The sequence below is a fragment of the Curtobacterium sp. MCBA15_016 genome, from assembly GCF_001865105.1.
Taxonomy (GTDB): Bacteria; Actinomycetota; Actinomycetes; order Actinomycetales; family Microbacteriaceae; genus Curtobacterium.
Map to the genome: position 1 here is coordinate 24495 of NZ_MJGR01000067.1, position 21886 is coordinate 46380.

General features: G+C 67.9%; 14 protein-coding genes. 9 read left to right on the forward strand and 5 right to left on the reverse strand.

Features of this window, described 5'->3' with window-relative positions; genetic code table 11:
* Positions 1-98: 98 nt before the first annotated feature.
* The 8 genes from BIV03_RS17715 to BIV03_RS17750 all read left to right on the forward strand — a co-directional run bounded on the left by BIV03_RS17715 (position 99) and on the right by BIV03_RS17750 (position 6381).
* Positions 99-1052, forward strand: coding sequence for an AraC family transcriptional regulator N-terminal domain-containing protein (locus BIV03_RS17715; protein ID WP_071296621.1), 954 nt, complete (start codon positions 99-101; stop codon positions 1050-1052).
* 132 nt (positions 1053-1184) lie between these two features.
* A complete protein-coding gene (locus tag BIV03_RS17720; protein WP_071296622.1) occupies positions 1185-2117 on the forward strand; it encodes an NADP-dependent oxidoreductase in 933 nt (310 codons plus the stop codon).
* A 70-nt stretch (positions 2118-2187) separates the two neighbouring features.
* On the forward strand, positions 2188-2931 hold the full coding sequence (locus BIV03_RS17725; protein WP_175475972.1) for a hypothetical protein: 744 nt from the start codon (positions 2188-2190) through the stop codon (positions 2929-2931).
* On the forward strand, positions 2928-3497 hold the full coding sequence (locus tag BIV03_RS19325) for an SdpA family antimicrobial peptide system protein (protein WP_071296624.1): 570 nt from the start codon (positions 2928-2930) through the stop codon (positions 3495-3497). The genes BIV03_RS17725 and BIV03_RS19325 overlap by 4 nt, the downstream gene beginning before the upstream one ends.
* Positions 3494-4474: a sporulation-delaying protein SdpB family protein gene (locus BIV03_RS17735; RefSeq protein ID WP_139202077.1), complete on the forward strand. Its 981-nt coding sequence runs from the start codon at positions 3494-3496 to the stop codon at positions 4472-4474. Before BIV03_RS19325 ends, BIV03_RS17735 begins: the two co-directional genes overlap by 4 nt.
* Positions 4461-4967: a hypothetical protein gene (locus tag BIV03_RS17740; protein WP_071296626.1), complete on the forward strand. Its 507-nt coding sequence runs from the start codon at positions 4461-4463 to the stop codon at positions 4965-4967. Before BIV03_RS17735 ends, BIV03_RS17740 begins: the two co-directional genes overlap by 14 nt.
* Before the next feature lie 124 nt (positions 4968-5091).
* Positions 5092-5850: a DUF4839 domain-containing protein gene (locus BIV03_RS17745; protein ID WP_071296627.1), complete on the forward strand. Its 759-nt coding sequence runs from the start codon at positions 5092-5094 to the stop codon at positions 5848-5850.
* A gap of 21 nt (positions 5851-5871) precedes the next feature.
* Positions 5872-6381, forward strand: coding sequence for a hypothetical protein (locus BIV03_RS17750; protein WP_071296628.1), 510 nt, complete (start codon positions 5872-5874; stop codon positions 6379-6381).
* Between the two features lie 185 nt (positions 6382-6566).
* On the opposite strand, the gene BIV03_RS17755 is transcribed toward BIV03_RS17750, so the two are convergent.
* The 5 genes from BIV03_RS17755 to BIV03_RS17775 form a co-directional block, all read right to left on the reverse strand.
* Positions 6567-8027: a hypothetical protein gene (locus tag BIV03_RS17755; protein WP_071296629.1), complete on the reverse strand. Its 1461-nt coding sequence runs from the start codon at positions 8025-8027 to the stop codon at positions 6567-6569.
* Complete coding sequence (locus tag BIV03_RS17760; RefSeq protein WP_071296684.1) at positions 8020-9012, reverse strand: hypothetical protein; 993 nt, start codon at positions 9010-9012, stop codon at positions 8020-8022. The genes BIV03_RS17755 and BIV03_RS17760 overlap by 8 nt, the downstream gene beginning before the upstream one ends.
* 199 nt (positions 9013-9211) lie before the next feature.
* Positions 9212-17197, reverse strand: a complete 7986-nt coding sequence (locus tag BIV03_RS17765; RefSeq protein WP_083403522.1) for a DUF3320 domain-containing protein — start codon at positions 17195-17197, stop codon at positions 9212-9214.
* The gene (locus BIV03_RS17770; RefSeq protein WP_071296631.1) at positions 17194-19293 is read right to left on the reverse strand and encodes a nuclease-related domain-containing DEAD/DEAH box helicase; all 2100 of its coding nucleotides are present in this window, start codon (positions 19291-19293) and stop codon (positions 17194-17196) included. Before BIV03_RS17770 ends, BIV03_RS17765 begins: the two co-directional genes overlap by 4 nt.
* A 139-nt stretch (positions 19294-19432) precedes the next feature.
* A complete protein-coding gene (locus BIV03_RS17775; protein ID WP_071296632.1) occupies positions 19433-19951 on the reverse strand; it encodes a hypothetical protein in 519 nt (172 codons plus the stop codon).
* A 153-nt stretch (positions 19952-20104) separates the two neighbouring features.
* On the opposite strand from BIV03_RS17775, the gene BIV03_RS17780 reads away from it, so the two are divergent.
* Entirely contained in the window at positions 20105-21886 is a 1782-nt protein-coding gene (locus tag BIV03_RS17780; RefSeq protein ID WP_254790964.1) for a lipase family protein, read from the forward strand.

Here is a 21886-nt window from a genome sequence, read left to right on the forward strand (position 1 = left end):
GATCCCCGGGCAGACCCGCACCTTGCCGGATCCAGCGGGAACCTTGCCGGATCCCGCACGACTTCTTCGGCGCCAGGAGAACTGCGTAGCGTGGGCACGTGGACGATCGCACGGCGCAGCACCTCGACCGCGCGGCGGAGGTGGCCTCGCGGCACGCCGCCGTGCTCGACCGGGCGGCCACCGTCGAGACCGTCGCCCGTCCCGCCTCGGTGCAGCGGGCCGAAGCACTGGGCCTGACCGTCTCCCGCGTCCACGAGCCGACCGGACTCTTCGACCGGCGGTACGTCCCGTCGTTGTCCGTCGTCCTCCGCGGCCGGAAGCGTTCGATCGTCGGGGACGACGACCAGGTCTGGGGCCGCGAGCGGTTCATCATCACGCCGGTGGACCTGCCCGTGGTCGCCGGGGTGATCGACACGGCAGGGAGCGACGGCTTCGTCTCGGCGGTCTGGAAGCTCGACCCGGTCGTCGTCGGCGAGGTCGTGGCGTCGATGTCGAGCACGACCAGCACGAGCCGCACGGACCTGCCGCGACTCGGCACGTGGACGGCCCCGCTCGCCGATGCCGTCAGCCGCCTGCTCGCGCTGCTCGACGCCCCCGAGGACATCCCCGTCCTGTTCCCCCTCGTCTCGCGCGAGATCGTCCTCCGCCTGCTGCAGACCGCGCAGGCGCCGCGCATCACCGCCGCGCTCGACCGAGCCGGAGCCGACGCCGGACTGGTCACGGAAGCGACCGCACTCCTGACCGGGCGGATGGACGAACCGTGGTCGATGGAGCGCCTCGCCCGCGAACTCCGGGTCAGCGAGAGCACCCTCTTCGCCCGCTTCAAGCAGGCCACCGGCATGTCACCCGCGCAGTACCTCAAGCGGACCCGACTCGGGGAGGCGCGCCGCCGCATGGTCCTGCACGCCGACACCGCCGCCCGCGCCGCGGCCGCCGTCGGCTACCGCAGCGCCTCCCACTTCTCGCGGGACTACCGCGAGGCGTACGGCCGGCCCCCGGCCGCCGACGCCGTGGTGGCGCGCGAGCAGCTGGCGCTCGCCCCCGCCGTGTAGCCGGCCCAGTGCCGGACTGGAGGCGCGGATCGGTGGTGATCCGCGCCTCCAGTCCGACGGATTGTGCGTCCCGACCAACGCCACCGGCCCGCTCGCTGGGTACGGCTGAGCGACGTCCGGTAGACCGGAACGGTGAAGGTCGTAGGAGTCGAACAGTTCGGAGGGCCGGAGGCCCTCGCCGTCCACGAGGTGCCGGAGCCGCACGCCGGTGCGGGGTCCGTGCGGATCCGGGTGCAGGCGTTCGCCGTGAACCCGACCGACACCGGTGTGCGCGCCGGTCAGCGGGACAGCTCGCAGGCGTCGCCGCCGTACGTGCCGGGGATGGACGCCGCCGGTGTCATCGACGAGGTCGGGCCGGACGTCTCCGGGTGGGAGGTCGGCGACGAGGTCATGGCGATCGCGCTGCCGCTCAGCGCCCACGGGGGTGCGTACGTCGAGGAGCTCGTCGCGCCGGTCGGGTCGTTCACGCGGATCCCTCGGGGGACGTCTCTTCCGCTCGCGTCCACCGTGCCGATGAACGGGCTGACGGCGTTGCAGATCCTCTCGCGGGCGGGGCTCGCTCCGGGGCAGACGCTCGCCGTGACCGGGGCTGCGGGGTTGCTCGGGAACTACGTCGTGCAGCTCGCAGTCGCTGCGGGGCTCACCGTCATCGCGGATGCTGCTCCTGCGGACGAAGCGCTGGTCCGGTCGCTCGGGCCGTCGCACATCGTGGAGCGTGGAGACGGGTTCGCTGCTGCGGTGCGTGCGCTCGTGCCGGACGGGGTCGATGCGCTCGCCGATGCCGCGGTGCAGCGGGCTTCGGTGGTCGATGCCGTGCGCGACGGGGGAGTGTTCCTCGACGTGCGGGGGTGGGAAGGGAACGGGGCTCGGGGGATCCGGTTCGAGCAGATCGCCGTGTTCGCGGAGTACCGGTCGTTCGACAAGCTCGAGCAGCTGCGGCATGCGGTGGAGAGTGGGACGGTGACGCCGCGGGTTGCGGAGGTGTTGCCGGCCTCGCGGGCTGGGGAGGCGCATGAGCGGCTCGAGGCTGGGGGGACGCGGGGAAGGTTCGTGTTGACGTGGTGATGCCTCGGCCGAGCGTGTAGAAATGTGAATATCACTTGCCGGGTGAGTGAAGTATCAGTACCGTCCCTCTGTGAGTGGAGCGCAGTTGCTCCGCCGGGAGGGAATCATGATCACGATCTCATTTCGCGGAGCGCGTTCCGGCGCGGTCGGGCTGGCCGTCGTCGGTTCGTTGGTCGCGGCGCTGGTCGTCGCGCCGCCGGCCGTGGCCACGGAACGCGAAACCAATCAGCCGACTGGGCAGAGTGGCCTCTCTGATCAAGACCTGTTGCTCATCGACGGCGCGCTCTTCGGTGTCGGGCCGGTCGCTCAGCAACTCGGTACGAGCATCGACACGGTGTTCTCCGGAGACGAACTCCGGCGCATCGAGAGCTACGCGCGTGACGCACGTGACGGTCTCGTCGCGTCCCGAGCCTCTGCCGTCGAGCAGGCAGTCGACGACATCCGCTCGGGCTCGGTGAACACGGTCGAAGACGGATTCCACGCGCTCGGCAATGCCTTCGAGTCGTACGTCGAAGAGACCTACTCGGCGGAGGAACTCGAGGCAGCAGCGCAGAAGTACAGCTCGAGCGTGGTCGTACCGATGTGTGGCGCCGTGGCAGCGTGCGTCGCGGCGGTGGCGTTCGCGGTGTACGCCGGAGCGGCTGTCCACAATGCCGCCGCGATCACGGCTGCGGCAGCGGTGCTCGTGTCCGTGTACGCCTGGTGCGGTGCCTGGGTCGGCTGTGGACGAGGGGCCGACACGGGTACCGAGCGAGTGAAGCACGAGAAGTTCCTGGCGAACGCGACGCGCGTCGGCCAGGCGCTGCCGTCGTGAGTTCCCGCGTCACCACGATGACCGTGGCCGCGGCGGCGGTCGCCGTCGTGGCCACGGTCGGCTTCGCATCTCTTCCCGTGAAGACGCACGCAACCGGCCTTGTCTCGGACGGACTCCAGATCGTCGGCGAGGTCGCGCCGCAAGGGTGGGGCTTCTTCACACGTGACCCGCGCGAGCCGATCACGCAGGCATGGGCCCGCGCGGAGACGGGTCGATGGCAGCCGGTCTCCCGAGGACCGAACGCCACCCTCGAGAACGCATTCGGCTTCGATCGCGCGTCGCGACTGGACGAGTACGACGTCTCGCAGATCGTCGGTGGAACGGACATCGACGATCTCTGGTCCGACTGCACCGGAAGTTCCGCCACAGATTGTGCGAGGCGAGCCGAGTCGGAGCGAGGGGTGCAGCGGTGGACCGCCGACGGTTACGACCTCCGGCTCTGTGGCGAGGTACTCCTGCTCGACATCAGTCCGATCTCGATCGACTTCGCCGGCCTCGAGTACGACGCTCCGACGAAGGCCATCCGTGCAGATGTCCGGTGCCACCATCTCGGCGATGCCGCATGACGGCCACGACGATCGCGGGAGCGTGCCGACGCGCAGATCGCAGTCGACGCACCGCCTGGGCACGGTACATCGCCGCCGTCAGCCCGTTCTCTCCGGTGTTGGGACTCGTCCGTTCGATCCTCGCGGCGGCAGCGCTGCTGACGCTCGTGCTCACGCCGACCGATCAGCTCTTCTTCCGGAGCACCACGTTCCCCAGCGGCACGAACTGTGCGAATGCGACCTCGTGGATGTCCCTGTTCTGCATCGGGTCCTCGAACGGGCAGCTCGAACCGGCGAGGTGGATTGCGGTGGTCGTGCTCGCGCTCGTGATCACGGGGATCCTCCCGGCGGTCACCGCTCTTCCGCACTGGTGGGTGACGTGGAGCCTGATGTCCTCGAGCACCGCCGTCGACGGTGGCGAGCATCTCGCTGCGAACCTGACGCTCATCCTCATTCCGATCCTGCTGCTCGATCGGCGCCGTTGGCACTGGTCGCGGGACAGCAGGTACGGGCGTCGCAGCCCGTGGGTCGCGAGCATCGCCTACGCCGCTGTCGGGTTGTGGGTGCTGCAGATGATGGGCGTGTACTTCCAAGCGAGCGTCGCGAAGTTCGCGGTACTCGAGTGGTCCGACGGCACTGCGCTGTGGTACTGGATGCAGAACCCGGTGTTCGCTCCACCCGCCCCGATCGGTGATGTCGTTCGATCTGCTCTGGCGTGGTTGCCGTTCACGGTCGTGTTGACCTACGGAACGCTCGCACTGCAGCTCGCGTTGGTCGCTGCCGTCTTCCTGCCGCAGCGGGCGAGGAGACTGTTCCTGCTCCTCGCCGTGGTGTTCCACCTCGCGATCGCTTGCCTCATGGGACTCTGGAGCTTCTCGATGATCATGATCGCCGCGGACATCCTGCTCCTCGTGCGGCCCCACGAAGCCACGAGTCTCGCGCAAGTCATCCATTGGCGCCTCGGACGCGCACAGGGGGCTGAGCATGTCAGCGGTTGACCGCTCCTTCCGCTCCTTCCGCAGCTTCGCGGGTCGCGGAGCGTTCTTCGCGACGGTGATCGTGCTCGCCCCGGTCGTCGTGGTTGCTGTCGCCGAGGCCGCGCGCAGACAGTTCGACCTCCCGTCGATCGTGGTGCTCGTAGCCGTCAGCGGTGGTCTGGCGTGGGCGACGTCATCTGCAGCCAGGACCGCCGCGTTCGTGACGTGCTCACCCGACCACGTCACGGTCGGTTTGGCACCGTTCTGGAGAACGCGCCTGGTTCGTCGAGACATCCAGACGGCGGATCTCGTCCAGATCGACGCGTACGCCGAGTACGGCGGGTGGGGGATCAAGGGATCGGCGAGAGCGAGCCGAGGTCGTCTCTACTCAGTCGGCGGCGACGCAGCTGTGCGATTCGTGATGCAAGACGGGCGAACCTACGTGATCGCCTTCACTGACGGGCCAACTGCCGAAGCGGTACTCGAGGCTCTCGACAGTCAAGCGCACCGCTGATGCGCGATCCCGAACGGAAGGCGCACTTCCTACCCGGACGGGCATCTCGGTATCGGTCGTCCGTATCGCTCCCAATAGGCTTCGGCGGTCGCGAACATCGGCGACGGATCGGAACGGGGAACGCATGACCGACGAGGCACTTCGGTACGAGACACGCACGGTCAAGTGCGTCCGTGGCATGGAAGCGCGCACGGCGGCACGTTGGGAGCAGGACGGATGGGAGGTCGTCTCGCAGAAGCACGGCCGGCTGCAGTCCGAGCTCTCCCTTCGGCGCCCGGTGCGGAAGCTGCCCCGGAAAGCCATCGCGATCGGCGGGGGAGTCGCGGCGGCGCTCGTCGTGGTGATCGTCCTCGGTGCGACCGGAGTGTTCGGTGACGACAGCAATGGTGGCAGTGACGCCATGGCGGACCCGCCCTCCGCCAGCGCGACGGCCGGATCTCGCGTTCAGGCGCCGGAGCCGTCCGCCACGTCAACGTCGGATGCTAAGGCCGAGCCTGCCGTCCTCACGGCAGCGAACTCGCCGGAGCTCGCCACGTTGCTGCAGCTCGGCGACTACTGCGACCCTTCGATCGACGCCTTTGCGAAGCAGTACGAAGGACGCACGATCGCGTTCGACGGTTCGATCCTGAAGATGAACAACCACGGCAGCTACGCCACGCGCTACGACATGCTCATCGGCGCCGGCGACTACAGCACGACGTCGAACCGCGGGCCGTCGTTCCAGTTCGAGGACGTCAACACGACGTTCGACATGCACTACACGGGCGACGTGCCGGACACGATCGGCGAGGGCACGAACCTCGGCGTGACGGCGACGGTCGGTGCCTACAATCCGACCCAGTGCCTCTTCCGGCTGAAGCCGGTCGAGACCTCCGCCCGATAGTGCCGGCCGTACAGTGCAACCGTGAAGCCGCCCGTCCTGCCGTTCGATCCCACCGCTCTGTCGATTCGGCAGTTGCTCGCCGCATCGGTTGCAGTGGTCGACGAGCTTCTCCGGCGCGGGCTTGTGCGGACGCGGAACGCGCCGCTCGGCGACCTCGCCGAGACGATCGCGCTCCGCGCCTACGGTGGAGTACTCGCTCCGAACTCGGAGAAGAGCTACGACCTGCTGTCTGATGACGGCAAGCGGATTCAGGTCAAGGCCCGCCTCGTCGACCCCTCCGACCGGCGATCGCAACAGTTCTCAGCGTTCCGGTCATGGGACTTCGACATCGCGCTGTTCGTCCTCTTCGACTCGCGGACGTACGACATCATCTGGGCGCGCGAGCTCGCGAGTGCAGAGACGCACGAGCTCGGGCGGCGCGTCGAGCACACGAACTCCTCGGCGGTGCTCGTCCGCCAGGTCGCCGCCGCCGGCCGGGACGTGTCGCAGACCATGGTCTGGGCGTTCGAAAACCTCGACGCGCCCGGCTGATATCTCGGTACACGAACGATCGGGTCCTGATTCGCTGCGGTTCAACCTATAGCGCTTCTGCCCGTGTTATCCCAAGTAGACAGGTCAGTGTCCGCGCTCCTAGCGTTTATGCTCCGTCGCGGGCAGCTCATCCGTCGCTGGTTCGACGCATGGACTCGTTTCGGCGGGGCCTTCGTCAAGAATGTTCACCGGAGGAAGTACGTTGCCGTCTTCTCGACAGAGTCCAATACCTCCGCTGGCGCAACTCCGACGTGAACCGCGAGTGCGATCGATCCCTGGAGGGCGATCTCGACGTCAGACGAGAATGCACGATCGAGAACTTCCATGTAGGTCGACGTCGCGATCCTGATCTCCTCGACGAGCCGCTCCTGCTCGCGCGTCAAGCGCGCGTCGACTTCCTGTTGCTCGTCCGCAAACTGTTGCAGCAACGTTGCCTCCCGCCGCGCGAGGCCATCGGACGCCGTTCGGTACATGACGGTTCCCACCGTGTTGCCAATGACGGCTCCGAGCACCGGGATCGGGATGATCGCTTGACCGACTAGTGACGAGATCGCGCTGATCGCCGCTTCCAAGCTGACGAGTTCGGCGCCTTCGATGAAGTCGAGTTCCGAGAGTTCACCCCTTCGGTATCTGTTCGCTAGTTCTGCGACGCCGAGACCGGCCGTGAAGATGGAGCTCGCAACAGCGGCGGGGGTCGTGGTGAGGTTGCTCAGGGTGTAGATGCTCGCGCCTCGTACGCCGCCCTTCACGGTGCCGAGGCCCGCCTCCCCGAGCACCTCCGTCCAATCGGCTGAGGTGAAGTCCTTGAGCTGGGTCCCAGCCCGACGCTTCGCGATGACTGCAACGACGAAGCTGGTACCCCCTTCGACCGCTCCTGCGACGACTGTCGCCTTCGCCCCCTCGCGGAGCGATGCTCTCGCAGCGAGCATTGCCTCATCACGCTTGGCCCTGCTCGTCTCCCGGAGGCCGTGCTTCTCGCGCTCGAGCGTCGAGCCGTACGCTCTACGCTGAACGTCGGCGTAGTCAAGCGTGGACGCCTCGACGGAATCGATGCTCACTCCGTTCGTTCCAAAGAAGTCCTGAACTCGTTGCCAGTCCTTGTACGACGGTCCTTCCCCCGAAGCTGCTGCGAGCTTCCCCGCTTCAGCAGAAGGCATGTCGTGCAACCTCCGGATCAACTCGTAGTGATCCGCCGGTACTTGGTACTTGCCTCCGTTCTTGACGAAGTCGGGGTACTTGTCGAGGTGCGCGCTGATCGCTCCGAGACCGAGCCGGCCACCGGCGGCAACGAACTTCTGCTGGATCTCCACACCACGTCGGAGAAGATCGACCGGGCCGTTGTCATTGACCCACGCGTAGGGAACGTCGTCGCCAGCGATACGCGCTCGAGCGTTGCTGACCCCGACCTCCGCGACCTCGGCGATGAAGCCGTGCATGCCCTTGTCACCGCCGCGGTTCCGGGCAACGACCTCGAGGTCGATCCTCCGCAGCGCAACATCGACTGTTGCGAGCGCATCCGCGAGGTTGTCGCCGTGGTCTTTCAGCTTTTCGAAGAGCGCGTCGAGTCGCAGTGCGTTCAAATGGTTTACCCACGCAGCGACAGCCTGTTCTTGGCTGCTCTTCGCGATTCTCGGCGAGTCAGTCACGAGCGGTCCCCGGGACGATACGTCTGCCCAGGAGGATCGCGCAGGCACTCGCCGTGTTGACCAGAGACGCCAGCTGGGACTGCTCGGCGTCGGAGAGTGCGTCGAAATCCTGCGAGAACGTCCCGATGGACTGCTCGTAGTTCTTCAGCAGGAGTTCGCGAAGCGACGTGCTCTGTCCGAGGAGTGCTTCGATCTGCGTGTCGAGCGCTTTCACGGCGCCGGTGTTCTCCCGGACCCCGAGGAGCGCATCGTGCTTCGCCTCTCGGGTCTCGAACCTCTTCTTGGTGAACAGCACGATCGACGTGAGCAGAGCGGCCCCCGCCACTGTCCAGCCGATCGGCCCCGCGAGTGCGAGGAGGGCACCGCCCATCGCCGTGCCGCCTCCGCCTGCTGCGAGGGCGCCGCCGCCGAGCCAGGCGAGGGCAGCGTTGGTGGCAGCAGCACCCGACAGGGTCGAGATCGCCGTCCCAGTCGAAGCTGCTCCGAACGTGGTCGCTGCCCACATGGCGGCCGTGGGTGCCAGACTCGCCAGAGCTGCGCCAGCGGTGATGCCCGCGCCAGCCCCGAACGCTGACGCCCGCGCCGCTTCGAGGTCCCTCCGTGCGAACTCCTCGGCTTCGAGAAATGCGGTCCGGTTCAACTCGATGGCTTCGAAGGCCTTCTCGAAGGCCCGTGGGGTGTTGGCGATGCTGTTGATGAGGTACTCGACGTGCTCCAGGAGATCCGCGGAGCGCTCGCGCTGCCGGAGGAGTGCGAAACCCCTGTCCGTCATCGACGTGTGCGCGGCGTTGTAGTCCACGACGGCTTGCTCGTACGGGTCTTGCTCAGAGTCTGTCTGGCCGTCGAGCAGGTCTTCGGCAGCTTCTCGGAAGGACCGGGCTCGCCCAAGGAGCCGACCGGATGTCTCGCGAGTGGATCGACTCACGTCGTCGAGGGCTTGGGCCAGTCCCTGCTTCAACTTCTCAGGGTCGAACGGTTGCGGCAACGTCACTCCTGACTACGGATCGGCGGGTTGTGCGGAAGAGCGACGCGAGTCGAGAGACGTTCGAGACCGGAAGTCTCGACGCCGCGCGAAGCCGCGGTTCTCGGCCGAGCTGACGTCCCGACGGGGTCGAGCGGCCGCGGCCCAAGGCCGGCCGAAACATCTGCGCTTCCGGCGACTCCCGTCGTCGAGACGTCCTTGCTCATCGGTCAGCCGTCCGACCCAGTTCGAGATCGCCTCGAGCTGTCCGAGAAACCCGCTGCGAGGTCAATGCGACCATCAACGCCATCGTCAGACGATCGCTGACGTTCTGCGTCATCCTCGTTCCGCCGAAGAGCGCGAGCGTTTCCCGCAAGAGCGACGTCTCGGACCGAGGTCCGCCGTGCCGGATGAGGTGGACCATTGCGTTGCCGATCTCCCGGAGCGCGACGACCTCGATGGGCCGGGCGTCCTGAGGAGCGGACGTTCGGAAACCCGACCAGCCCTCGGGGTCGACCCCGATCGGCCAGACGAAGCGCTCCAGCGCACTCCAGCGCAGCATTGGCGGCACGAGCGCCGAGATCGCCTGCGACCGAGCAGCGTGTACGCGATCCAGGCCGAACGAGTTCGCGACGAGGCGCACCAAGCGCTCCTCGGCGATCGGCCCTTCCGCCTGCACGACCTCAACTATCAGCGCCTGGACACGAGCGGCGTTCTGAGGGAGATCGACCGCATCGAGGACAGAGACGTCCCCGGACAGTTCGGCCTGGGACCACGGACGGAACCGGTCTGTCTCTCCGATCACGACCACATCATGAGCGAGGGCTTCCTGCTCGACGTGCGTGACAGGGGCGGTGTGCGCTCGCAACCTCGCTGGCTCATCGAGGCTTCCGCCCGCAGTGCGAGCGTCGAATTGGACGTCGTCTGGATCAACCGAGGGTTCGAGAGTTGGTTCGACGAGGTCTGGCCGGCCCGCGAAGTCGACCGGGGACACCGGAAGCGAGTGGTCAGCGGCGGACCTGTCCGGATCTCCGGCGAACACGGATGCCTCTGGCAGGTCCTCGAACACGTCGTCGATCGCCGTCGCCGCGGTCGCGGTCGCCTCCAGAGCAACGATCCGCTCCTCGTGCGCCTGCTGGAGCGAGGCGACGATCGAGTCGATCACGACGTCGCGGTCCGCCAGCCAATGCGGCATCCACACCCGGCGCACGCTCGGCCAGTGCATCAGGTTCTCGAGGACCTCCAGCGGGAGCGCGTCCCGGTCAGCGACCGTGGCGCGTGCCGCCCACGCGGGGGTGTCGAGCAACACCGCGAGCAGCGGCTCGGTCGGGCTCGACGGGTGGGCCACGGCGATGTCAACCTTGAAGTCGGACAGTCCCACGTCCGTCTGGACGGCGAGCCCGCGAGCCTGTAGCTCCGAGGCGATCTCGTCGCGATGCCGGTCTGTCAGCATGGCGTCGTCTCGTGCGCCGAGGGCTGCTCGGGCCCCGCGCTGTGCGAGCTCGAGGTACGCACGAAGGTGCTTGATGCCCAACGAGGTCGTTTCGTCAGCGCGGAGATCCTGCGGGTCGAAGCTCGAGAACATCACGACCTGCCGTCGTGCGCGGGTCACCGCTACGTTCAGTCTCCGCTCACCGCCCGGGCTCGTGAGCGGCCCGAAGTTCAGCGGGAGGACGCCTCGCGAATTCTTGCTGAAGGCGGTGGAGAACAGGATCGTGTCGCGCTCGTCACCCTGCACGTTCTCGAGGTTCTTCACGAACAAGCCGTCCACGGCCGAGTCGAGCGCCTCGTTGACACGTGGGTCTTCGAGCGTGCGCAAGAGCTCCTCCACCAGGGACCGCTGCTGAGCGTTGAAGGTCACGACGCCGAGCGAAGGGATGAGGTTTGGCGAGGCCGCGAAGCGCCGCTGGATCTCCGCGACGATCGCACGGGCCTCGACCGGGTTCGTCCGGAGGTTCTGCCGGGTCGTGCCCTCCTGCCCGGCGCGCATGAACTCACCGTCGACGCGTCGGAGGGAGACCCCGTGACCATCGACGCCTGCGGACGCCTCACCGATGGCAGGCGCGGGGAAGGACGTGAGCTGGTCGTCGTAGTAGTACCGGTTGCTGAACGCGATGAGCGACTCGTCCTGGCTGCGGTAGTGCCACGTCAACTGGAAACGGTCGACGCGGGCCTGCACACACTGGGCGAGGATCGACTCCTCGTCGACCGCGACCTGCTCGGCGGCACCGTTCTCGTCGTCGTCCGAGTCATCGATCGAGGTCTCCGCGAACGAGGTCGGCGGCATCTGTTTCGAGTCACCGACGACCACCACCGCCTTCGCCCGACCCATGGCACCGATCGCGTCCGCAACCCGCACCTGGGATGCTTCGTCGAAGACGACGAGGTCGAAGAGTCCCGGCGTCGCCTCGAAGAACCTCGCGACCGAGTCGGGGCTCACGAGGACGCAGGGGGTCAGTTCGGTCACGTACTGGCCGTAGCGCGACATGAGCTCGCGGACCGGCATGAGCTTTCGCACCTTGGAAGAGCGCACCTCGGCGAGGAACTGGCCGGCGCCGCCGGACGCGGTGGTCTCGTTGAACGTCCGTCGGCTGACCACCTTCTCCGGGATGACACGCGGGAGGTGTTCCCGCAGTTCCCGAGCGGCTTCGACGTACCGTCCGATCTTGTGCTCGTGGCCGGCAGGGTCGAACTGGTCGAGCCCCGTGGCGCGTGCACGCTCGAGTCGCATCGCCGTCGCGAGCCCGCGGTCGAACGCCTCGAGCGCGTCCTCTGATCCCTGCGCGCCCTTCAGCAGGACCTCGTACGCATCGAGCAGTCCGGCGGCGCGGAGCGGCTCGAGGACCGACAGCCAGTCCACCCAAGCCTCGGGAGTAGAGCCGTCGCGTGCGGCTCCCGAACGACCGCCGCGGGTCGCGTTCCAGCGGATCAGCGGCAGTTCTTCGCCGAGCCAGGGGAGCCACGCCGCGCTCGACGCGAGCGCTCCGAGAGCGGACGAGAACGCGACGACCTGGTCGCGGAGCTCGGGCTGCGGGACTCCGGAACGGGTCGCGTAGTTGAACAGCGAGCCGCGGAATCGTCGGTCTGTCGCGTCCTCGTTCGTACCGTGGGTCACGTCGGCCAGCCAGCTCAACCACCGCACTTCGCTCGCGAGCGACGCATGGGTGTCCTGGTCGAGCGGACTCCAACCCGGGCGGATGACGAGGCCGGGGATGACAGCGATGCTGCTGGCGAGGTCTCGAGCAGACTGGTGCATGTCCGCCGCCCGCGCGGTCAGCGCCACGAGCCGGTCGGGGTCGACCGCAACACCGGGAACCGTGTGCGGGGCGAGTTCGTCGGCAACGCTCTGGAGACGCTTCTTCCGACCGAAGATGCTGGACGCCGCGGCGGTGGCGGCCTCCCTGGCGATCGCAGCGAGATCCGCTCGAAGGGATTCCGGGCGCAGCACGGCGAGAACGTCGGCGTACCGCTGCGAGAACGTGTGGACCTGTTCTTGAACAGCAGCCGTTGCATCACGCCACCGCTGCGTCCCGGCCTCGGTGAGCACGGCCGCGGTGACGGGCGGTGCCTCGACGATCGAGGCGAGGGCACGAAAGTGCTCCGGCCTCGTTGCGTTGGTCAATGCTTCGGCGTAGGAGCCGAGGGTTGCGTCGTTGCGCGCCGGGACCGAGTCGACCGCACGATCGAATGCGTCGGCGCGGGCACGCAGGACTTCGGGATCGGTTCCGGCCGAGGCGAAGGCCCATGGGTGGTCGGCAGACGGGCGGGCCCGCAGCGCGACGTCCGGAGCCTCTCTGAGTGCCCGACGGATCGCGTTGATGTCCGACTCGGTGATGCGTGCTGCGACGTCGACCGGGATCTCGAGTGTCCGCGCGATGTCGGCGGTCGCGAGCTCCGAGTTGCGTGCCGTGTAGAACGAGCGGCCGGATTCGTTCGTCTCATGCAGCCGCCGCGCGTACCGGCTGAGGCCGCGGCGGTTCTGCGAGACTGCGTCCCCGACGCGGACCACTGCTTCGTGGTCGACCCGCGGCCGTTGCGCGAGCGCTTCTCGGAGACGAGCGCGCACCTCGGCGGGCTTCGCCCCCTTGTCGTGCAGGTCGAGGGTGAAGGGGGCGAGTCCGACCGCGTCGAGTCGTCGTTGGACGACCTGGAGGGCGGCGCGCTTCTCTGCGACGAACAGGACGCGCCTGCCGTCGGCGATCGACTTTGCGAGCAGGTTCGTGATGGTCTGCGACTTCCCCGTACCGGGAGGTCCCTCGAGCACGAACGTGCGGCCGGCCGTCGCCGCCGCGATCGCCTCGAGTTGCGAGGAGTCAGCCGGCACGGGGAGTTCGGACAGCAGCTCGTCGAGCTCGTCTGTCCCGGCGGAGGTGTGTTCGAGGTCGACCAGGTCGCCGACGAAGCGCTCGGTCGGCGATTCGATCAAGTGCTGCACGAGTGGATTGGTCGACAGTGCTGCCCAGTTCTCGTCGAGGTCCTTCCAGAGGCGGAACTTCGCGAACTGCAGGATGGCGAGGTCGACCGTGGGTTCGACGACGGCGTCGATGCCGGCACGGAGGATGGCTTCTCGCGTGCCCGCCAGCACCTGTTCCACGTCGATGCCCGACGCGTCGGACTTCGGATCGGCGAGCGCTGGGATCCGGATGCGGTGCTCGGCCCAGATCTTCTCGAGGAGGCAGTAGTTCGGAGTGGACATGCCGGATTCGTCGAGGACGATCTCGTACGTGCCACCGCGCGTCCGGGCCTTCAGCGTGACGGGCACGAGGATGAGCGGGGAACGGACCTGCTTGCTCTTGACCGTCCAGACCATCGACCCGAGTGTGATGTACAGGTTGTTGGACCCGGTCTCCTCGACGACGGTCTTCGCCTTGTGCGCGAGCGTCTGGAAGTGGCGCGAGTAGCGGTCGACCGAGACGTCGCCGTAGATCGCCCTGTTGCCTCGGAACAGCTCGGTCTTGTCATCGTCAGGGAGGGAAGCCGCTGACCGCACGCCGCGTTGCAGCAGCACCTCGGGAAGGTCGTTCGAGGCCCGGATCGTGAAGGGCTTGCCGGAATTCAGGTAGTCCTCGAACTCGGCCAGTCCGTTCGACGCCAGGTACAGCTCGAAGCGGGCCCGATCCGTGAAGTTGATCAGGCGGTTCCGCAGGCTCAGGTCGAGCAGGTTGTTCTTCCACTGATTCACGCGAGGGGGCGTGGAATCCTCAGCGGCCTCGGTCGCTGCTCCGGGGTCCGCAGGTACGTACTCAGCGAGACGCGCGTGCTCGACCTGGTACTCGACAACGCGCACCTCGCCGTCCTCGGTGACAGTCCTCGCAGGCAATGGGAGGATCTCGCTCCGGCGTGCGAGGAAGACGTCGACGACCCCCTGGATGTCGTGGAGCTCGTCTGAAAGGTGACGTGCACCGGCGGCGATCGCGTCGGCGAGGGAAGCCGCCGAGCCGTCGGTGGTGAGCATCGTGGTCTCGATCGGGGTCACGGCGCCGATATCGACGAGATTCTTCAGCGTGACCCCGGGGGAGACGAGTGACGGCATCGGTGTGTCGAAACGCGTGTAGGCGAGGAAGGCGTGCCGGCGCATGACGATCAGCAGTGGGCGGATCCCCGCCCACTCAAGCGCAGCAGCCAGCACCACCGTTGTGTCCAGGCAGGTGCCGAATCGTCCTTCGAGCACCTCTGCCGGGGTCCTGACCTGCTGTCCTGCGCCGGCCCAGCTCGCGGGCGGCATGCTGTAGCGGATCTGGCGGTCCCGCATCGCCCGCACGATCGCAGCGACCGTCTCATCGACACGCTCCGGGCTCTCCTGGTAGCCGCTCAGGCTCGCTCGCCCGGTCTCTGCTTCCAAGATCGTCGACGCCTCGTCCAGCAACGAGGTCAGCGCGGGGTGGTTCGGCTGCACGTGTGCCGCGAGCATCTCCTCCGACAGCTGGGTGCCGCCGTCAACCCACTGGTGGGCGGCAACGAGGTGGACCTCAGCAGTGGCCGTGGCGAGGAGCTCGTCGCCGTCACGAAGCGTGGCCGTGACGACTGCCGGTCGAGCGGCTTCGACCGTTGCGGTGACGGCTGGGTCGAGCCGGAATCCGAGGTCGTGCTTCTCGATCTCGGACTGTGGCGCGAGGTCGAAGAAGTGCTCCCGCGGCTCGCCGAGCGAGAGCCCGGCTGAGGAGACCTCGATGGTGAGCCGCGCGTCTCGGACGTTCGCGCCGTCGTGACGGATGTGGACGGCGTTCACCACCGCGATCCGGTTGTGCGCCATCGCGTAGCTGATGAGCGGTGCGCACTCGATCGCGAGTGTCGTGGACCTCGTCGCCGTCCCTGCTGCGCCCTGTGCCGACGCCGAGTCAGTTTCCGAGTCCGCGTGCGGAGTCTCCACGGACGCAGCGGTCGCGCGTGTAGCGGTCCGTTCGGCCATCGACGACTGGAACGTCCGCCGGAGCTCGGTCGCCATCGCAGCTTGCTCGTCGGCACCCACTGCCTCGAGGAGACGAACGGTCGTGTCGAGGGCCCGGTAGGTGTCCGCTTCGTCGAAGACGGCGTTGTGCGCCCATCGGTTCCGCACATCGCGCAGCTCACCCGCGAGCCGTCGCCCGTTGTGGTCGAGGTCGAAGGGGAATCCGAGCTGTGGCAACTTCTCCGTCAGGGCACGGAGGACCACCTGCAGGTCGTGTTCGTCGTACTGGGTGTTCGACCGGCCGTGCTTCTGTTGATCGAGCAGCTGGATGAGTTGGGGCCACCGCGCTCCGGACGAGATGCGGGGCTGCAGGACGTCGTTGACGAAGGGCTCCAGGCCGGCGACCGCGACTCGCAGGGCTGCTCCGACGTACTCGACGTCCTCGGGGCCATTCGACATCGCGGTGTCCTCTCGTGCAGATCGTGAGCGCGGCTCGGTGAACGGCGCTTCCGGAGAAGCCGACGGTTGTGCGGGAATCCCCGCCGACAAAGACTCACTTTGCCACGAGCCGCCGTCATCGCCGGTACGAGCTGAGACGAGTGCCGATTCGAGCGTCGCCTCGTCGATCATCGGGATGCCGTACTGCCGCGCTTTCCTCGCCTTGCCGCTCAGGCTGTCCGGGTCTGCCGCGACGAGAAGGGTCGTCTTCTTCGTCACTGCTGCACCCACAGTGACCCCGAGCTCGCGCAACTCGCCCTCGATCTCCGTTCGCGGACGACGCATCTCGCCCGTCAGCACGACGATCGCCGCTGCGTCGAGCTGCGGCCGCCGCTCCGCGCCCGGCGCGCCGGACCGGTCCGGGCTACCGACAGACCCGGTGAGCGCCGTTCGCACGACATCGGACGGGACACGGAGCAGCTCGGCGACACGGTCGATCTGTGCCCGCTCGGAGGGATCGAGTACACCGTCGCCGAGAGCGGTGCGGGCGAGCGTGTACACGTACTCCTGGTGGAGGCGGGCGCGCTGGTCGGCTGTGATCGCGAGGTGCACGGCGAGGTCTTCGAGCGCGACTGATTCGTCGCTGCTGAGGAACCCGTCCGCGACGGCGCGGTCGACGAGTGCGAGGTACTCCCGCTCAGTCTGGTCGGTGCTCGCCGGAAGGAGTTCGACCGCGCGGTCCATCGCGCTCGAGGATGGGACGGCCGAGGCGCGGCGTCGGGGCAGCCACTCCGGTCCACTCGCTCGGGGAGGTCCCCACGTGAGAGTCAGTCCGGTCGCGAGACGTTCGTCCCAGCGCCGCCGGTCCTCCGCGGTGTCCTGCACGTAGGCGCCGAGGAGTCGGGCGGTCGCGCGGGCGTCTGCAAGTGCCTCGTGCGCGTCGACCAGGTCGATGTCGAACGCGGAGCAGCAGTCGGCGAGGTTCCGCGCCGCCCCGGGAAGGAAGGTGCTCGCGAGTCGCATCGTGCACACCGAGTTGTCCGTCGTGCACGGGAAGGGTGCGCCGGCACGAGCGAACTCCGCCTGGAGGAAGGCGACCTCGAAGCGCACGTTGTGGGCGACGAGCGTCCGTCCCCGGAGGAGGTCGGTCAGGTCGCCGACGATGTCCTCGAACGTGGGTGCATCGATGACGTCCGCTCCGCGGAGACGGTGGATGTGGGTGGGCCCGAGGTCCCGGCCCGGGTTGACGACCGTCTCGAACTCGTGCTCGATGCGCCCGTGTCCGTCGACTAGGACGACGGCGATCTCGATCACGCGGTGGCCGGTCCTTGGTGACAATCCCGTCGTCTCGAGGTCGACGACTGCGAAACCCTTATTGGTCACCGGTTGCTCCCCACCCAGTTCCGGACGCCCACCCAGAGGCCGTCCCGTGCTCGTGTCATACCAACGTACAGCTCGCGTCGTCCGCGCTCGTGACGCTCACGGTCTGCGTCTGACCGTCCTCTGGTCACGTCGTCGAGCAGCCGGGAATCGACGTGCGCCAGCAGCACCTGCTTGAACTCGAGCCCCTTCGCCCGCTTCACGGTGCCGACCCGCACCGCGTCGGAGGTCCTGCCGGAGTACTCGTCGAGCATGATCACCGGGATCCCCGCCTCCCGCAGGACACCCCGGACGTCGTCCGCCTGCCGGTTCGTCGCCGTGAGGATCCCCACGTCACCGTGCCCCATTCCGATCAGCCGGAGCACCTCGCTCAGCCGCGCGATCATCGAGCGGTCGTGCTCGGCCCGGCTCGAGAACCGGTGGAACGCCGGCGCCGGCCCCGAGCGCGAGATAGCGGACACCGTGTCGCCGACGCCGTCCACGCCCTCGATGTCGACGAACTGATCGTCCGCCACCATCTCCTTCGCGAACTCGAGGATCTCCGCCGTGTTGCGGTGGTTCACGTCGAGCACGACACCGCGTCCGGAGAGGCTGATGCCGACCTCGCCGAGCGTGTACCCGCCCGGGTAGATGGTCTGCTGGCCGTCCCCGATGAGTGTCAGCCCGTCGGCACGATCCCCGACGAGGTGGTGCATCAGCGAGACCATCGCGCACGACAGGTCCTGCGCCTCGTCGACGATCACCGCGTCGTACCGCTCGAGCGGCACCGCCGCGACCGCGTCGCGCGCGAGGAGCACGATGTCCTCCCAGTCATGCGCGCGCCGCTCGCGAAGCCCGCGCGAGTACGCCTCGTAGAGGTCCCACACCGCCTGCCGCGTCTCCACCGGCAGCGCGTGCTTGCGCCCGACGCGCGCCAGGTCCGCGTACTCGTCGAAGCGCGTCAGGCCGCGCCCCTTGATGACGTGCTTGATCTCGTCCTCCCAGTAGGAGCGCGAGAAACGCGAGGACCGCAATGGACTGGAGGCGCGGATTGCGTTCCAGGCGTCGTCGAACGCGAGTCGCGCCTCCCGTCCGGGTGTGCGGAACGCGATCCCGCGTTCCTTCAGCAGGCGCGTGGCGAACGCGTGGACGCCCATGAAGTCGACGCGACCGACCATGTCGGGCGCGAGGCGCCCGAGGAGCGACTCGAGGACCTTCGGCAGCGTGCCGATGTACGTCGTGAACAGAATGCGGCCGCCGGTCGAGCGGGCGAGGTACGCCGCGCGGTGGAGGCCGACGACGGTCTTGCCGGTGCCCGTGGCGCCGCGGATGCGCGCCGGGCCGTTGAAGCTGCGGCGGATGAGTTTTGCCTGGGCGGGGTCGAGGAAGGCCATCCAGTCCTCGATGGGTGCCTCGAGGACGCCGTCGAGGAGCTGGTCCGTGAGCTCGTCGTCACGCGTGGGGATCCTCGGCGCGGGTTCGCGGGGGAGGACGGCTGCGGTGACGACGATCTGCGGCGGTGCCGCTGCGTCGTCGCCGATCACGGGGAAGTGGATGAGCATCGCGGCGAGGACCTCGTCGACGCGTGATGCCGAGAGCCGGGCGCCGCGCTTGGTGATGTGGCCGACGAGGTCGTGCGTGCCGATGACGTCGACGGACGCGACGCGGGCGTGCATGCGCTTCTGGCCAGCGAGTGCGGCGACGGCGTGGACCTCGCCGGGTGCGAGACCGATGTCCGCGAGGGCGGCCTCGGTGCTGTACGCGAGGTCGGCGAGGCGGGCGATGTCGTCGGTGACGTCCTCTTGGCCGCGGGTGATCCGGTCGCCGTGGACCGCGACCTCGCGCCAGGCCTTCGTGTCCACGATGAAGACGCCGGCGCGGCCGACGACGACCATGTCGACCTGGGCGGTGCGGCTGCCTGGCCAGCGGCGGTCGGCGAGGAGGTGGTAGCCGATGCCGGCGAGTGGGGCGAGGAGCTGGGCGGTCTCGCTCTCGGTGCGTTCGGCGATCTCGAAGCGGGCGGCACGTTGTTCGGCGTCGTGTGCCTGGCGTCGGAGTTCCTGTGCGTGGCTGCGCTGGCGGCGTGCTTCGACACCTGCCGATTCCCCGGCGATCGTCATGGTGGTGTCCCTCGGGGAGTTCCTGGTCCTCGGTGCCGCTCGTCGTCCCCGGGACGAGTGGTGTTGAACCATCCTCGTGGGTGGGGAGAGTGGGCGGGAGTACCCGTTGGGGGGACGGCAGGCAGACCAGCCGAGGCTGTCAGGAAATGTTCGTCAGAGCTCCCTGGGCAGCCCGATGCCATGCCGTACCGGTGTTGTCGCGAAACACGATCGCGTCAACGCCGCGAGCATCGGAGATGGTGAACGGACGCATCGGATCGCGGATCTCCTGCAGCGGTTTCGGGTAGTCCCACTCTGCCGTCGAGTCTTCGTCCACGGCGTTCGCAACGAAGAACTCACCTGGCGGTACGCACTGCAGGGTCGCGACCTCAGGAGAGGAGAAGCCGTGGCACGTGACCTGCACGTCGTAGACCGGGTCATCTGATGAGTTGCGGACGACGACGCCGAACAGCACCCGGCCACCGGTCCGGATTCGCGTCGCAGCCCACGCACTGATCTTCGTCGCTTGCGACGCCCGTGCCGCCGCTCGCGCCTGTTCGTCCCGATCCGACTCGACCCGGTAGAGGCGTCGCGCCTGCAGACCCGCGTACACAGCTGCTACCAGCGCGCCCGCTGTCGCTACGGCGCTCAACCCCTCGAAGAACTCGTTTAGACCCACGTCGGCACGGTAGCAGCGACACGGTCGTGATCGAGCACGCATTCGTGATCGTCAATTCGTTCCTGTTCCGGCTTGGATTCCCATTAGCCTGAGCGACGTCGAAGGTTCGTCAACTCTTCCGGAAGGTCGGTCGTGAGCGCTGGTCCTGTCCTCTTGTTCCTCCACGGTGTCGGAACCGGCGATGTCGAAGACGGCTGGCAGGTCGCGCTTTCAGGGGCGCTCGTCCGGCTCGGTTACCCCGCGCTGGAGCCAGACCGATGGACAGCGCCGAAGTACGCGTTCGCGTTGCTCAACGGGGACGGCAAGTACCGCCTCCCCCCGATCATCGTGAAGCAGCCAGGCAAGGACGAGGCCAGGACCAACCGGCGGGAGTTCGAGCGGCGGACGAGTGCCATGGAGTACCGGCTGGGTCGGCACGAAGACGTGCCGACTTGGCCGGGCGCTGGGACGGTCGTCGACGTCGCATTCGAGACGAACCCCTTCAAGCCGGCGCACAACTACCTCCACGACAAGCAGGCTCGTGCCCGGGTTCTCACCCGGGTCCTCGATACGCTGCCGGATTCGGGAGAGCTGCTGATCGTCGGACACAGCCTGGGCTCGGTCGTCGCGGCTGATCTCGTCCGCCGGCTCCTCGCTGGCCTGAAGGTCGTCGGGATGATCACCATCGGGAGTCCTCTGGCAAGTGGCTCCGTGCGCGCGACAGACCTGCGAGAGGCAATGCAGGAACCGCCGACGAACCTCGGTTGGTGGGTGAACTTCTGGAACGGGTTCGACCCGGTCGCCGCGCACCGCGGTCTTTCATCGGTCATGCCGTGGCTGCTCGACCTCCGCGTCACCACACCGCCGGGGCCTCGCGTGCACGACGCCGTCGAGTACCTGTCGGATCGGCGGGTGGCCGAGGCGATCGGGTACGCGATGTACGGCTCGCTGTCCACTGAACTCGTCCACACAGTGAACGCGGTCGACGTCCCGTTGGACAGCGAAGAGCGGATCGTCCTCCTCGCGCTCCGGTACGCGCATCTGGTCGGGACACACCTCAAGGACGACCAGAAGGATCGATTCCTCGGCGCACTTCGTGCAGTCCAGGCGACAGCGGTCGAAGCGATGCTGCAGCGTCGTGACACCGAGGGGCGGCCACGTCCTGAGCAGATTGCACGCCTCGCATTCGACCTCGCCGATCCCGCCGCGGAAGCATCTCCGCCGGCCCCGGGCGCTTACCTGACCAAGGAGGACGCGCTCGTCCAGCTGATCGTCCTCGCGTCGGACAACTTCCTGCGGCCCTTCGACATCGGGTTCAGCGAAGGCGTGAAGCGTCAGGCAATGCGGGATCTCACTGCTGAGCTCGGTCTCGGGAGCGTTCTCGGCGCTGACGTCCTTGACGCTGTCGAGCGCGCCGAGAAGGTCCTCACAGGTGGCAAAGGACCGAACTGGATCAAGATCGGCGCGTTGGGTGCGGGCGCCGTCGCCATCGTCGTCGCCACGGGCGGTCTCGCCCTCGCCGCTGGCGCAGGCCTCGCGGGGGCCGCTGCCCTGACGAGCGCGCTCGCCGCCTTTGGACCGGGCGGCATGATCGGCGGCCTGATCACGGCCGGCAGCCTCGTGACTGCGGGCGGGGGTGGCATCGCTTTCGGGCTGGCCAGTTCTGGGACGTCGGCCGAGGCCGTCGAGTCGATCGTCATGCGGCAACTGGCCGCCGTCATCCTCCGTCAGAAGCTCGACCTCGAGCAGGATCCCGCGGTGTGGCACTTGTTCGTCGAGACCGAGCGTCAGGTCCGACGCACGCACGAGCGGCTGGACGAGTACTCCGACCCGAAGTCGCCGGTCCTCGTCGAGCTCCGCAAGAAGATCCAGATCCTGGAACGGGCGCTCGAGTTCATGCGCGAGCAAGGCCTCGAACCCGAGCCGGAGACGCGGTCGACCACCGCAGCTCACTGA